Below are 16,514 nucleotides of genomic sequence, written 5' to 3'. Positions count from 1 at the left end.
CATATGTTGAAACTTATAAGTTTGCAGCTTGATCAAAAATTGCACTCATTTTATTTGATTAAGTCTTAGAATACAGGCAGGCAGTATTTATTTGTAATCTGATTTTCATTCGGAAAACCTAAAATGGACTAATGCCCGTCCTTCTATAAATCCTATTGCACAACAGATTTTCGGATTAACCCTACACTCCGCAACTACACTAAAAGCCATAAAAAAAACCTGTTTGCGTTCCAAACAGGCTTTTCAATTCCCAACCAAGAATCCATTTTATTTCCCAACCACGGATTCTTATGGCTAAAGTAAAGCAGGTCATCATGCCCCTCGTGGTAACTCGGTGAGTTGACCTGTTTGCTCGTTGAGGCAAGGAAATCTTTCATCGGGGATTACGTGATACCATAAGAATGTGGTAAATCGAGCGTTTAGTCAACATGCAGATGAAATTGTTTGTCCTTTTGGCCTTAGCCCTAAGTGCCTTTCCGCTTACGGAAGACACGGTGACCCTACAGGTGCAAGCCAGTGCCTACAACTCCATTCCCGCCCAAACGCGACCCGGTACTGGCAACATCGGAGCCTGGGGAGATACGCTCAAGCCAGGCATGAAAGTAATCGCCGTGAGCCGGGACCTGATCGCAAAAGGGCTGACTCATAATACAGCAGTGAAAATCCACGGACTGGAAGGCACCTACCTCGTCAAAGACAAAATGAATCAGCGCTGGACCAACAAAATAGACATCTATATGGGCACGGATGTGCAAAAAGCCCTGCAATGGGGCATACAAGAAGTCCAAATATCCTTTGAGCCCAGCGGCCTCTAATGCAGCCTGCTCAAAACCACGTTTCGTTAAGCGGTCAGATGGGTATCTTGGATAAATTTATTCAGAATTAAGAGCGGCCTTGAAGGTTGTCCGGAAAGATTTTGTGAGCAAATTTGTGGGTGAAGACAAAAATTTGTTTGAAATCCTGTTGCAAACAGGATGAGTTTATTTTTGTCCCCCAAATTTGATTACAAATTCCGGTAAAAGCTTCACAGCCTTGGGTTTTTGACGGTCCGCCGCTGCGGTACTTTTGGGCTAAGCCAAAAGTACGAAAGAAAATACCTAGAAGATTTGTTCTGATTGTTAATTGTGAATTACAAAATATCACATACTTATTGAAAAGTGATAGCCTGGAATTACAAGGTACAGGCTGATATTAGAGGTTAGAAACCCTACTTTTCCAAACCCATTTAGCTAAGCTACTTCGTCCATTAGGAATTGAAGTTCATTAATAAATTTCACCTTGCTTTCTTACATCTGATATACATGAAACTTTTGACGTAAGCCCAAAACATCTAATTGGTTTTCATTGAAAATCTAAATACTTGCCCCTACTTGGTCCTCGTCACTCACAAAACCTATTCCTCACCTGCTGCGTACTATCGGCATGTATAGATTACCACTTCCTGGCACTCATTGGTCTGAGCATATCATGCGGGCCCAAAAATGCAACAAACAACCATACAAGCCCGACAAACCCTGACCTATCGTCGCGACCGGCTCATCGTTTTCCTGAGGGTTTGGAGCTCTCTACACCACTCCCTGGTGACACCATCGAATTTCCACTGATCGTAACAGGCAGGGCAAAAGGCTATTGGTATTTTGAAGGAGACTTTCAGCTGGCCCTGTATCAAGGAGATCAGCTGCTGGCTGAGTCTTATGTTTCTGCGCTGGATGCGTGGATGACTCCAAGTTTTGTGGCTTTCGAAGGTGAAATCAACCCAAGGCAAACGGTACCTTCTGCCACTCAGCTGACGCTCCTGCTTCAAGGGGCTAACCCCTCAGGTCTGAAACAAAACGAGCGGCAGTTTGAAGTGCCGCTCGTCTCCGAATAATTATCTATCTGCGCTTACGGTGGAAGTATGGACTCCTACCTCTAAGGTCTTCGCGCCCAAAGGTGAGCGTTAGTTCGTGTTTGCCAGAAATCAGCTCGTTGAATTCTCCGAAGGGGTGGTTGTAATTATACCCAAACTTAAAGTTTCCAAAACGGATGTCTTTGGTAGAAAAGGCCAGTCCTATGTTTGCACTACTATTGGAGCGATAGGCACCGTTGAGCCACACCATGTTGTTGTACCCTACCAGCAAGCCAGCGTCGTAGAAATAGCTGCCGTCATGGAAGTAGCGAATCAGCCCGTAATTTTCTACGGAGTAGATGCTCTTATGATCGGTGTAGGTGTATTTCATGTAGCCGGTAAAGTCAGCTTTGAGCGACTCATTGCCACGCACCAGATTGGGCATAAAAAAGCTCATCTGAAACTTATAGACATTGTACACCAAACCACCACCTAGCGTCACCACTGTACGGTCGTAAGAATTGTCTCCGTTGAGCAGCGGATCATTCTGATCTACATACGGGCTGTATTGCACGTCCTGCTGCTCGAGTATTTCTCTCAAGAGCCCTGGAGCCAGCGAAAACGACAAGTAGTGATCCTCATTGATGCCAGCAGAATAAGAAAGCGACAGATCCACGGTTTGATAGTTGATCATTCCGAGGCTTTGGGAATTCATGCGCAGCCCTCCTGCCATGCCGCGTCCCAGGTCATAGTACCCTGCAAAGCTGATATACTCGGCTCCTTTTTGGGACTGTGACCCGGTGTACTTATTGGCCTGGAAAGCCGTAAAAAATGCTCCACCCATGGCGCTATATGCGGTATTGATGGAAAATGGATTCAGGTAATAGCTGGAAGAACCCAGGTAGTCTTGAGCAGATAATCCTTGTACCAGCGCAAAACTGACGATTAATGTAACTAGTCTTTTCATGGCAGTTAGTCTCTTATGATGGTTACTGTTCCTCGATACACAGGTCCATCAGGGCCTGCAAATTTGTAATAATATACGCCTGGGTCCAGGTCGTCTCCGTTTTTCCCCTGGCCGGCCCAATCATTGTTATACGGCCCCTTACGATACACCTCTATGCCTGAGCCACTGTAGATCACCAGCGTATAGTTTTCGTAGAGCTGGATGTTTTGTACCCGGAAGTAGTCATTGTATCCATCGTCATTTGGTGTGATCACCTCATTGACTGGCAAAATATCTGGCTCTACCTCATCCATGAGCTCTATACGCAGCAGCGCCTGAGTGCTCAGCTCGGGTGAGCCACTATCGGTCACGGTCACCAAATAGATGATCTCGGTAATTTGCTCATAGTCGAGTGAGTCTGTCGTTTTCACAACAACCTCTCCGGTACCAGCCACCACATTAAAGGCAGCTATCTCTTCATTGAAGAAGGGATTGTTGCGCTCAAAAGTGTAGGTAAGCCGATCTCCATCTACATCTGTACCGAGGAGTGTCCCTATGGATGTACCCGCTTCGGCATTTTCATAGACATAAAATGTAGTATCCAAAAGCACTGGTGTTTCATTCACTGAGTTGATCAGGATGACAAAGGATTCGCTAAAGGTAGTTTTTCCCTTGTCTGTTACCGTCACCTCGATCGCATACTGACTTTGCGCCTCAGCGTCCAGCGAGGTGGCGGTCTGTAACTCATCCCCTACAATCTTGAAATATTCGTTTAATACTGTGGCGTCATTTCCCGTAAGGGTATAGGTAAAGCTATCCTGTGCATCCGTATCATCGGTGCTGAGCACCCCGATCACCGTGCCCTCGGGCAGGTTTTCATCCACATCGTTGTTGTCCAGCATGAGGCCGGTAGGTGCGTCATTGGCGTCTACGATGGTGACCACAAAGTTTTTCTCAATGCTTCCCCCCTGTGAATCCGTAGATCGCACCCTGATTTTATAAGAGCTGGTAGACTCAAAATCAAACGCCTCTGCGGTCTTCAGTTCGTTGTTTTCAATAGTGAAAGATGCATTACCTCCAGCGCCTACACCCTCTACCAGCGTGTAGGTGAACGTCTCGCCTTTATCTTCATCGGTGGTTTCGAAGGTGCCCACCAGCGTCCCCGCATCCATATTTTCATCCACCTCCAGGTTGTCAATCGTCAGGGCAGTAGGCACATCATTTTCATTTTCTATCAGCACGTCAAATTGCTGAGTGTAAGTATTCTGAGCTTTGTCTGTCACGGTCACCACGATGAAGTATTTCTGCTTCGTTTCGAAGTTGACCTCCTCGGCCAATTCCAGGTTGGGTCCGTCTATGAAAAACGGGCCGCTCACATCCTCACCCGTGGCAAAAGCATAGGTATGCAGCTCCCCAAAAGTGCTGTCGCTATCCTCTGCAGTCATCTCGCCAATCACCGTCCCTATTTCCTGATGCTCCGGCACGATCAAATTGGTGACAAAGATTTGAGTAGGCGCTTCATTCACGTTATTGATCTTAAACGTAAAGGGCTCCTCATAGCTAAAGCCTTCCCCCGCAGCATCCGTCACCTTGATGGTGAGTGTGAGCTCCTTGTTGGTCTCATAGTCCACCTCTTTTTGTACAAAAAGCTTGTTGCCGATGATTTCGAAAAAGTCATCGTTATCAGACCCTACAAGGGTGAATTTGTATTCATCCGTTGCATCCTGATCGATGACGCTGATTTCGGCTACTTCCTGTCCGACTTCATTGTTTTCATGAAAATCAAGCTTGGAAAGCTCCATATCAGTTGGTGGATCATTGGAATCTGTAATATTGATGATGAAAGTCTTCACAAACGTGTTGCTGCCCTGATCGGTGGCTTCTATACGCACTTCGTAGGTATTGCGTACCTCATAATCATAGGTGCCACTGGACTTCAGCTCATCGTTTACAATGGTAAAACTACCATTATCGGCATCTCCATCTCCAACTACAAACGCATAGGTCCAGGTATCCGGATTGTCAACATCGTTTACCGAAAGTCTGCCAATGAATGTACCCGAAGCTGCATCTTCCGCCAGTAGGTTTTTGCTGAGGTAAAGGTCGTTTGGTGGCTCATTGACATCTGTCACGGTTACCTCAAACTGCTGAGCGTAGGTATTCCCCGCTACGTCTTTGGCCTGAATGGTAATGAAATAACTCGAAGTAGTCTCAAAATCCAGTTTACTCGAAATGGTGAGTTCGTCTCCATCGATAAAAAATGGGCCACTTACATCTGCTCCAGAGTTGAAAGTAAATGTGTGTGATTCACCACCGTAAGCATTGTCAGTATCTTCTGCCGAGATGGTCCCAATCACTGTGCCCAGTGCAGCATCTTCTGCTACCACCAGATTGGTCACATTGATCTCATAAGGAGCTTCATTTCGATTGTTGATATCCAAGGTGAAGGTCTCATCATACGTAAAGCCATCACCTCCATCGTCGGTAACTCTGATGGTAATGGTTAAATCCTGATCCGTTTCATAGTCGATCACTTCAGATACGATGAGTTTTTCATCAATGATTTCAAACTTACTATCATCATCAACGCCCACTAGCGAGTACACATAGGTGTCAGTCGCATCCTGATCAGTAACAGAGATCACTGCGATCTCGTCTCCTATTTCATTGTTTTCATAAAAGTCGAAATTGGAAAGGTTGAGATCCGTTGGCTTATCGTTTCCGTCCGTCACAGATACTGTGAAGTTTTCCACGCGGGTATTGCTCCCTGCATCGGTTACCTGTACACGCAGGAGGTAGAGCTTTTTCGTTTCAAAATCCAGGTCTGCCAGCGTCCGCAGCTCGTCCCCAACGATCTCGAAAGAAGCATTACCCGATGATCCATCACCTGATACGAGCGCATAGGTGAAGGTATCGCCAGCATCTACATCGGTGGTAGAAAAACGTCCAATAAACGTACCCGAAGCACTGTTCTCCTCTACTTCATTGGCATTTAATGCAATATCCGATGGTGTTTCGTTTACGTCCTGAATGTGAATTTCAAACTGTTTGGTATACGTCAGCCCTCCTTTATCGGTAGTCACGATTGTGATGAAATAAACGTCTTTGGTTTCAAAATCCGAATCAACGATAATTTTAAGCGCAGCGCCATCCAGCAAGAAGTTGCCATCTGAATCGGTACCATTCTGAAAAGCGAAGCTGTGCGTATCGCCTGCATCTTCATCCGTCACGGTGAAACTGCCAATGACCGTACCTTCGACGCTGTTTTCATCAACTTCGTTGTTGGAAAGTGTGATGTCTGTAGCCGTTTCATTTACATCGCCAATATTGATCGTAAAGGTCTCGTCGTAAGTAGCACCTGCTCCTCCCTTATCCGTTACCCGGAGGGTGAGGGTATAGCTGCTTTTCACTTCAAAATCTGCGGCTACTCCAAGTACCAGGCGGTTGTTGTCACGAATCTCAAAGTCCCCATCGTCATCCGATCCTATCAGCTGATAGGAGAACGTGTCACCAGCATCTTCGTCAGTCGTAGCAATTGTCGCTACCTGATCAAATAGCTCATTGTTTTCGTTGATCGTACTGGCGGAAAGCGTCAGATCTGTAGGCGTATCGTTTTCATTGCTGATCGTGATGGTAAAGACGGTCTCGGCCGTAGCACCTTTAGGGTCTGTGGTTTTCAAGCGAACAGAAAGCTCCTCAAACTCCTCAAAATTCAAGACTTCAGCTGTTTTAAACTCATCACCATCAACGCTAAAATAACTGTTACCCGAATCTCCCGTGCCCGTCACGAGCGCGTAAGTAAAACCCGTGGTATGGTTTTGATCTTCCGACCCCAGCGTACCTACCACAGTGCCTACAACCTGATTTTCCGCTACAGCAGAAGCCGAAAGGGTTACAGCAGTGGGTGCGTAGTTGTCTGAGATATCATACGGATCTGTGTTTTCACCCGTACTGGCATTCGCCTGAAAGGCCAGGCTATTCACGGCATCCAGTACTTCATTGTTTTGATCATCATAAAGCTGGAAAGTGACTGTCTTACCTGAAGCACTGTTGCTATGTACAGTAAGAAACACCACTACATCTCCAGTAGATGGCACGTTTACATCCGGACTACCTACTCCCACTACGGTGCCGTCTATAAATGCGGCTACTTTATCGTTACTACTGGTACTGATTCGCCCATTCATTTCCAGACGTGCCACTACGGTCATGTCGTGAGAAAAATCATTGGGATCAACCGTCCAGCTCGCTGGCGCCTGTCCCTGGCTGTAAAAGCCAAGGAGCAGGGCTGCAATCATTAGTACATTCTTCATTGTCTAGCTTGTTATTAGGCTGGTGATTATTGTTTGATAATTTTTTCGGTCTTGAGCAGCTGATCTCCTTCGTAGAGTTTCACGAAGTACACGCCGCTTTCGAGACGGTCACCCAGCAGCAAGGATCGCTTACCATTGAGGTGTGCTGCGTCTATCTGCTTGCCGTTCACATCTATGATTTCATAGCGCACCGCTTGCAAGCCTGCAGGCAGGTTGAGCATGATTGCCTCATGATATGGATTCGGGAACAAAGTGATCATCGCAGGATCTGCTTCCAGCACGGTCTCTGGTGTATTGAGCGCCACAGGATTTGCTACACTACCATAAGAGTAATCTGCTGAGAACGCTACGGACTTGCCATCGGCAAAGGTGTAGGTTCTACCAAAGTCATCCTCAAATGTAAGATCAGCACCAACAGCTTCACCAAACACCGTAATAAACAGCAGCTGTTTTCCGTTCACATCTTTGGCATAAGTGTAACCCACCTGCTGCTGTCCTTCATAAACTTTCAGTTCATTTTCAGACAAGAAATTGGTGTTGGAAACCGCTACAATGGTCATGTTATTTGGATAGTCCATGTAATTGAGGTCTTTGGTGAGATAATCGCTATCAGAGACAGGTTCCGCGCCATAGCGAGCCGTGAGTGGCACACTTGGATACGTAAACGTCGTATTCTTAGAAGACTTCAGCATGAAACCATTGCCCTTAGTTAGGTGCGTCAGTGAACCAATCCAGCCGATCATGTCTCCTTCGTATACTGCAAACCCTCGCTGGCTTTTGATCTCATCACCCACTGTCGCATCAAAATTGGCCAGGGCAGTGTTGATTTCCAGCGTTCGCTGCGAGATGTAGCTAATCCAGTTCCACCCTTGCTTCACCGTGATGGTCTCAGATGAAGGGTTGATTTCGGACCCGCTAAATTCCAACATGCCGTCACTGGCAAGTTTAAATTTATACATGGTGTTGTTTTTGATACCTCCATTGTTGGTGATGGTACCAATCCAGCCGTTCACTTCATCGTATTGATCAAAAAGACCATGGGTCTTGATCAAGTCACCATCTGTCACGGTAACGTCAGCCATGAAGCTGGCAACTGAAGACATTCTGGACGAGCTGGTATTGAAGGATAGCCATTGCCATCCACTCACAAGCTCCTGACGAACCTGTACAAGGCCTGTCGTTTCGATTACCACCGGATTTGAGGCACTTCCCTGACGTGTTTCGGATACAAACGAAATCGCAGGATCTACTTTGGTGTAGGTGATACCATCAGACGCATCCCAAACACGAAGCTCTACATTTTCACCGCTTACTCGGTTGGAATAGATATTGAGGAAAGCAAAATACTGATCAAAGGCTGCCACGTATTTGAGCTGAGCTACACCTCTACACTCCGTACCCACAAATGCAGCTACTTTGTCGTCTCCATCTTGAGAGAATTTGCCATCTATCTTTACTTTACCAACCACACTCATACTGTATTCAAACTGAGTAGGATCCACCGCCCATGAATCAGGAGCTGCCTGGAAGACATTCAGGTTGACCATCATTCGCTCATCGTAACCGTAATCTGTGGTGAGGTAGATATCCTGGCTATAGTCTCCCAAATTGATTCCCTCATCTACTGTAAAGGTGACAGTTTGCGATGTGAGCGGGTTGAGTGTGCCAGACGCTGGCGAAACCGACAACCAGTTAGGCACATTAGATATACGATAGTTTTCAACAGCCCCTCCCACATTGGAGATCGTAGCTGTGAAACTTAAAGCACTTCCAAGTTCTAAATCAAACGACTGCTCAGCCTCTGTCCACAATACGGTGTTCTTATTGTAGTAAGCCGTCCATCCTGCAGGGCTGGTCATCTTGTTGCCATTCAAATCCTGAATGTCTTTCACGGTGATATCGAGGATCACACTCTCCAAGAGGCTATCCGGATCGATTGGTGATAGGATGATCTTGTCGCCATTCGCTGTGAAGCTAAAGTTGACATGCTTAACAGGTCGCGGTAGATTGATAGCCGGCGTGTTCTCAACAGCAGCAGCACTACCCACAGCAACCAACACATCGTCCGCTTTGGCACCTTCTGTTTCATTGTCCATTGTAGGTGTTTTCAGCAATACACCACTATCTTCTTTGAAGGTCTCAAATGGATAGTAAACCACGAGTCCACCTTCTTCACCAGACAGTTTGTACTTACGCTGAAGTTCTACCTGACTGGCAGTCTTAGCTTTTGCCCAAATGCGTATATCATCAAACGAACCATTGAAATACTGATCGTTTTGCTCTACAGCACCATCGAACCAACCACGAGCGCCAATCCATAGTTTGGATCCTCCAAAGCCAAGCCAGTTTTCAGCATCTATCGATCCGATTTGCTCGCCATCGATGTATACATTGGAGCTGGTGATTCGGTTTACACTCAAGGCAAAATGGTGCCAGGTGTTATCCAAATAGCTTTTATCACCAATGATGTGTTTTTCATCATTATTGGCAATCATGAATTTGCCTGAAGCATCCGTACCAATAGACCAGCCAACTTTGTTGGCATCACGGCTGTCGCCAATACCTGTGCTCAACAGGGTAACACTGTCGGTAACTGCACTGCGCTTGAACCAAAACTCTACGGTAAAGTTGTTTTCGGCGGTAAAGGCTAGTGACTTACCCGTTAAGTAGCCATTTGAAGTCAGCTCATAAGCGTAACCTACCGGCTCGATGGACCAGTTTCCATAAATCGCAGCATGCTTAAATCGGATATGATCTTCGGCCACATTTCCTTCTGCCTCTTCCATTCTCCAGTTACCAATGAGTCCAAACTCGTTGCGCTCAAGACGCTTGGTCGCCACGATGCTGATCTTGCTTTCCGTCAAAGGACGGTTCCATATGCGTAGTTCATGCACTTTCGCATGCAGTGGCTTAGTTTTATCGTATTTCGCCTGGCCTACATAGATTTTACCTTCATCGATGTAGTCACTCAAGAAGTCATTGTTGATGTCATCAGGATCAGTATTTCCATTTAGGGTAATGGACCCTGTGCCATTTGCATGGTCGTAGACGAAAGCATAGTGACGCCAATTGCTGTCTGTAATCTGCTCCTCAGAGACTTCTGTTTTACCAGAAAGCTTGAAGTACACCCGGTTGTCCGAACGGAATCCGATCTCCAATGCATCATCTGCAGCTACGCCCTGAGACAAGACCACTTGCTCACCCATGCCTGTTCTGGCCAGGTAGAAATCTATAGAGAAAGACTTACGCTTTAGGTCTACACCTGCAGGAATTTCCAGGTAATGATTTGCATCCCCTTCGAAATTCATGCTGGCACTGTGACGCACATCGCCACCATTGAGCACACCCGTAATCTCAAAGTTTGTTGGGCGCAATAACCCACTATTGATCGGCTCATTGAACTGAATCATAATCTCCTCCCCTGCTGACAAGATACCGTCGCTAGGCTGTGGCGCTCCAAATGGATGTGGATTAACTCGATCTATGAGGCCGCTAAAAATCTCCGACTCACCAAATACTACAGATCCTGAAGAGGCTACGTTACACTTGGTAACAGCGCGCAAGTCATACTCACCGTCGTTGATGTCAGTCAACAACCAGTCGTATTCGATCACCGGATTATTTCTCGGAATTTGTCGAGCATAGGGATCATTCATTCCCGTAGTATCACGATAGAAAGTCTCCAACACAGACCAGGTAGACTGAGAGGATTGTTTGTATTCCAGGTTTACGCTTTCAAATCCACTGTAGTTGATATTGAACCCTCCGATCATAACGGTGAGTGTATCCTGAAGATTGGAGTTGGCTACCCAGTTGTCTTTAGGTGTCAGAATCTCAGGTGTAGTACACTGCGGTAAGTAATAAGCAGAAATTGCTACCGTATCCGATATCAAGGAATAGAAGCTGGTAGGGTCAAACTGACAGCTACTGGAAATGATCACCTGCACATCTGAATAATCATATTCGAATGGTCCACGCTCTACTTCCAGCACTTTTTGGATGGCTTTACCTCCTGGCACTAAAATGCTTCGTTCTTCAGACAAGCTCACACCATCGAGTGATAATTTCAAACCATCCGGATTCGAAGCCTCTACGATGGACAGGTTATAGTACATATCCTGCTTGTTTTCACTGTCATTATAAAGTGTAAGAATGAAGTTGGCACTTTCGTCAGCAGGCACATTGTACATGATAGGCACATCTACCTCGATACGCGGTTTGTCCTGCTGGAAGGTACGAGCCGAAATTTCCGTGCCTTTTTGATAGTACTTGGTCAGCACCTGATCCTCGTGAGGACATTGAGTCACCCCTCCATCTGCTATTTGGAAAACCGGACCATTTTTCTTCTTGGAATTGTAAATCTTCACATTGAAGTAATCCGAAATATCTCCATCCGTAAGGGTATATCCGTAGGTGGTAAAGTCTTCCTGAGACTCGCTTTCGGACCCACCTTGCTCCAGATTCACCGCTGTGGACATGTCGAGCTCCATACTTACCCCGAACAGGGAGAAGTCCATGGAAGTCCCGGCACTCATTGACTCGGCAAACTCATAAACAAATGAGGTGGTCTCCTCTTCTGAAGAGCTTTCTTCAAATGAAAGCACCGAACCTCCACTGACACTCAAGTTGCGCTTGGGTCTGTTCTCCTGAATAAGCTCTACTTTTTCCTTCTCATTAAGCATCAACTGTTTCTCCCACAGAGAAATCTGCTGATTGAGCCATCTTACTGAATCAATCTCGTCTGGAGCTCCTCTATTGAACTTGTAGCTTTCCCCATCAAAATCTTCTTCTTCTGTGATATCAGGGGTATTGGTACTCTTTGAACTCAAATCCGGATGGTCGTTATTCTTTCCGTAGTTAGTATGATCTGCCGCCAATTTGCTTTGGTAACTGCTATTCTGCTTCAGTACATTGTCTCGCAGCATTCGCAAATTAGGTATCAACGTATTTTCGATATGCCATGAGGTGTAGGCAAAGACCGTAGCCTCACCTGTAGGGTTCATAAAGGTAGTCAGGTATGACCCCAGTTTGTATTGAGACCCATCATGAGCAGTGATTACCGGACCTGTACAATGAACATTGGCACCGCCACAATCAGCGAGCGGTACAAATGAAAGGCTCTGAGAAACTCCAAAGCGAACATTTTCTGATTTACCTACGAAGAGGTCAAAATCCGGACCGGTGAAGTCTTCGGTAGTCTGGAAGGTCTCCGTGGCTGTGTAAGACGTTACACGCTCACCCTCATCACTGAGGCTATAGCTTACATCCAGACCCGTGGTAGCGTCGGATTCGGATTCATTGATCGTACCAGCACCAAAACCTACCCAGGTAGTGACTGATACCCCAATGCCCAACTCCAGATTCACCGACTGACCTGCTGCAGAACGATAGCTACTGGTCTTCGATACTGTAGTACCCTGCTCGAGGTAAGAGAAACTACCATCACCCGGAGGATCTCTAAGGATAAAGTCTACAACATCCGGACCTTGGGTTACAAAGCTTGTACCCGCCACTGGTGCAGCTCCTAATATGTATCCGTTTCTCACCACATTCACATCTGAACCGCCTGGCCAGTATACAGGGTCGTTTCCTTTGGTTTTTACTGTCACCTGCATGGATTTAGTAAAACTCTGAGATTCAAATGACGCATTGTTGTTAAACTCAGGAGATGCTGCTTTGAATGTATAAGTGGTATCTCCATCTACATCTTGTAATTGGATGGTTTCAAGTGTTCCTGGAGGTGAACTGGCCGCATTATAATGCAACACATCATCACCATCATAGAAGTAGCCTTTACCCCATTGGTTGAACAACTCAATGGTCGCATCAGACACGGGCACAGTGTCTTTCACTGCCGGCGTGACATCATTTCGCTCATAAGCCTCACTTACTTCTACGCGTATTTTATAATCTCGTGCCTGGAAGAGTACAGGATCTGTAAACGATGTATTGAGATTAACTGAATCTACCGTGCCGTCTTTATTGGTAATGGTATAAACGGACTCTCCTTTAAATTCGGTGTCTGTGTTCTGAGCTCCGTCATATACGGCTACTTGTGGCTCAGAGCGGTAAATGAAATTTCTAATTACATGATAGTCAGCCGAATCTACTACCCACTCATTTGATGAGTTTTTAGTAGAATCAATTTCATAATCCAGAGAGTTTACATTTCTTAGATCCAAGGTAAGATCTTCTGCAAGCTCCGGCTTTTCAAAGTAAAGCGTTGCGGAATTGTTGCTTTGCACATGAATCCCACGCTGTAAGCCAGCTCCATCTGTTTTGTTCGGGTTGTAAACGGTGTATTTCAAAGGTGGAACCTCCACTACATACTCCCCTGAATTTGCATCTGGCGTTACTGTGGCAAATACGTTTTTGCCTGTTGCTTCTTCTAGTTTGAAGAGTGACGCTCCAATGTTGTTAACTGATTTGTCAAAACCAACGATTTTTTCGCCTTCCACGAGTCCACCAACTACACGTCCGCGTACTTTACGAACCGTTTGGTCATAAATCAGCAGATTGCTTACTGGCTCCTGGAAGTCATGATATTCTTTGGATGTTGGCCATTTACCATCATTATTAAAATCATGGAATGCTTTCTGAGCCTGAACGTAATGTAGACCAATTGGCACCTGTATTTGGAAGAAGCCATTTGCATCGGTTTCTACAAATCCGGATGAATTTTGAACGTATGTTTCGCCATCTATTAAGAAACGAACTCCCTGTGATCCAGTAAGCTTATCTCCAAAATCGAATCTCACATAACCTGATACGGTAAATGAACTCACGTCTTTGAAGTCCACTTCATTTTGAACCGAAACGCCTTCACCTATGAAGAGTACCTTCTGTGCTGGAGTGAATTCATGCACGGCACCACCCAATGTGATTTTAGGTGTCACTGTGAAATTTTCCCCCGTTCCAGAATAGGCAATTCCTGTTACGGTATAATTACCATTGGCATCTGTGTAGCCTGCCATTCCCAATTGCTTTCCATCAGGAATATCGGTGGTCCAGGTAGCGCCATGAATATCTCCATCGTTCGCATGGAATACACCTCCTGTATTGGCTATGTCGAACACAAATGGCCCTACTCCTTCATTTAATCTCCAGTAGAGCGCAAGCCCTGACGTATTCGGCTTGATAAGTCTTCCATTGTCTTTACCTACCGTCAGACTATCTGTGGCCAATGTGTGCATGCGCACTTCATCTATTACTCCAGCGAAGAATTCTGACTTAGCCAAATTTGCTCCTATTGTAATGCTGTCTGTGCTATTGGTCAATGTACCCGCATGTGCGTTATTGTAGTATTCTTTACCGTTTACGTATACAATGGCTGTAGACTCATCGTAAGTCAGCGTTACGTTTTTGTACTGACTGGCATCAAAAACGGTATCCACAGTGAAATTAATCGAGCCATTGAGTGTTACGTTCAGATCTTCTCCATTCTGGGTGAGTTTCACCACACCATTTTTATGAAGGATGGTCCTGTTACCGGCAGAGGTGTTAGCTGGTTTGATCCAGGCAGAAACGGTGATACCTTCCTCAAAATCCTGGAAATTGGTATTAGCTGCGATGACATAATCGTTTGTTCCATCAAAGTCCAAAGCAAAGCCCGTATTGCCCACTTCACGCTCCACAACTACTTTCACATTTGGTACGGCTATTCCTCCTTCATAGGTAATGTTACCATTTACAATACCACTCGGACTTCTAAAACCTATGGCATAACCCACACCCAGGTTGGCCAGATCTGAAGGTAATGAAGCATAGTTATTGATAGTGGTGATATCAAAGCTGAGAATTTCGCCATCACCACAATCGCCAGAAGCTACGATAAAATACTCGTATAGAACGCCTGCGTTGGCGCGCTCGTCTACATACTGACGAAGGTCACTATCTACAATAGCCACTAGCTCTGGCACTACGGCATCTCCGAGCTCTCTTGAGTAAATTTTAAACCTATCTGCAAAAGAGTGATTGGAGTTCATGTTGATTCCCCACTTAAGTGTAATACGGTCTGAGTAATACCCTTTCGAGGTTTCCAAAGCAGAAGGGTATAGAATATCCGTAATAGTGGTTTCTACTACAATGTCATGAGAAAGCTCCGTGCCGCTACCATTCTGAGCCAGTACCCCGTCCGTATTACAAGGATTGTAGGCGTATACTCTGTAGGTGTACGGCTGGCAATTTTCAATTCGCTTATCCGTGTAAGTTCTGGTTTGGCCTGTGGCCGTTTTTTCTGTATCTGTAGACACATATTTATATTCTACTCTATTGGTACCGTCTACATTGGTTCTGGCTATGATAAACCCTGTTTCATCATCCGAATTGTCTGTCCATGAAACTCGAACACCTTTACCTCCATCTACATTTACTTCGGCAACTGAAGAATTAAGTGGAGCGGCCGGATCTACTGGTGAAACTCCCATTACGGCATCAGAGAAAGAACCGTACTTACCACAGCTCTCATTATAGGATGAAATCTTGTAGTAGTAATTAGTGCCTTTAGTGATGCCAGTATGCTCATATTTTCTTTTTGAGCCACTTACCTCACCCAAATCCGTAAAAGTTGAGTTGTTCGTACTAACCTGGATTTTGAATTTGGAAGGATTCAGCTGGTACCACTCCCAGGATAGATGGATGCTACCGTCACAACGATCCTGAGTTGCTTCAATCCCTGAAGGCGGATCAATTCCCTTTTCGGTAAGCGTACCAGCAGTAGTGGTTTCTGATTCAGAACCTACGCTCACTACACATCGGTATTTATTGCCAAAGCTTGAACCTGATACCGACTGAATATTCAAAGTAGAGCTGGTAGCCCCATTGATATTGGAGTAAGACACTCCATTGTTGGTACTAACCTGCCACTGATAGCGGAAAGAGGCATCTCCTGATCCGTTGATATTTGCATTCATGGAGAAGATGGCGGCATCTCCGCAGTTTGCTTTTACGTCTCCCGGATGTTCAGTGATATTGATTTTGTTGTCTACCTGGCGAACATTTAATACCGCACTGGTCGCATTGTATCCGCAACTGTAAGCATACCCCGTGGGGGAGTTGCCCGGACTAGAATCGATAATGGTAAACCACAGTTCACCGTCATAATCCGCCTGCCACTCTTTATTACCTCCAGACTCTTCCCATTTTTTCTGGTAAATCCCGCCTCCGAGCTCACTAAAAAGTTGCATTTTGGAGCCACCTCCATGGAATGGAGTAGAACTTTGAGTGAATTGATACACAGCACCTTTGACCACAGTGATGGATTCAACATCTCCTGTGTTAATCGTGTGTGTAGCACTTGAAAGGGTAGGTGTGCCTAGATCTTTGGTACGATTGTTTTGCGGGCAGGTTTGTCCATAGGATATAAACCATCCCATCATTATGGCAATGACTAAAAAGGAATTTTTCACGTCTATCGTGGTTAGTTAGC

Annotated in this window: 5 protein-coding genes; 2 read left to right on the top strand and 3 right to left on the bottom strand. The window is 45.6% G+C overall.

The window, feature by feature from the left end; translation table 11 throughout:
* Positions 1-434: 434 nt before the first annotated feature.
* Both C7460_RS21865 and C7460_RS21860 read left to right on the top strand, forming a co-directional pair.
* Positions 435-815, top strand: a complete 381-nt coding sequence (locus tag C7460_RS21865; protein WP_221409603.1) for a 3D domain-containing protein — start codon at positions 435-437, stop codon at positions 813-815.
* A 545-nt stretch (positions 816-1,360) separates the two neighbouring features.
* The gene (locus tag C7460_RS21860) at positions 1,361-1,870 is read left to right on the top strand and encodes a Gmad2 immunoglobulin-like domain-containing protein (protein WP_115870278.1); all 510 of its coding nucleotides are present in this window, start codon (positions 1,361-1,363) and stop codon (positions 1,868-1,870) included.
* Between the two features lie 4 nt (positions 1,871-1,874).
* Here the strand turns inward: C7460_RS21860 and C7460_RS21855 are convergent, their stop codons facing one another.
* From C7460_RS21855 to C7460_RS21845, 3 genes are read right to left on the bottom strand one after another with little or no spacing between them, the layout of a single operon-like run.
* On the bottom strand, positions 1,875-2,795 hold the full coding sequence (locus C7460_RS21855; protein WP_115870277.1) for a type IX secretion system membrane protein PorP/SprF: 921 nt from the start codon (positions 2,793-2,795) through the stop codon (positions 1,875-1,877).
* 5 nt (positions 2,796-2,800) lie between these two features.
* Positions 2,801-7,087, bottom strand: a complete 4,287-nt coding sequence (locus C7460_RS21850; protein WP_115870276.1) for a cadherin domain-containing protein — start codon at positions 7,085-7,087, stop codon at positions 2,801-2,803.
* A 26-nt stretch (positions 7,088-7,113) separates the two neighbouring features.
* A complete protein-coding gene (locus tag C7460_RS21845) occupies positions 7,114-16,494 on the bottom strand; it encodes a LamG-like jellyroll fold domain-containing protein (protein ID WP_147303052.1) in 9,381 nt (3,126 codons plus the stop codon).
* Between the last annotated feature and the right edge of the window lie 20 nt (positions 16,495-16,514).

Source organism: Marinoscillum furvescens DSM 4134 (genome assembly GCF_003386095.1).
Lineage (GTDB): Bacteria > Bacteroidota > Bacteroidia > Cytophagales > Cyclobacteriaceae > Marinoscillum > Marinoscillum furvescens.
This window is presented reverse-complemented; position numbering and strand designations above follow the sequence as displayed.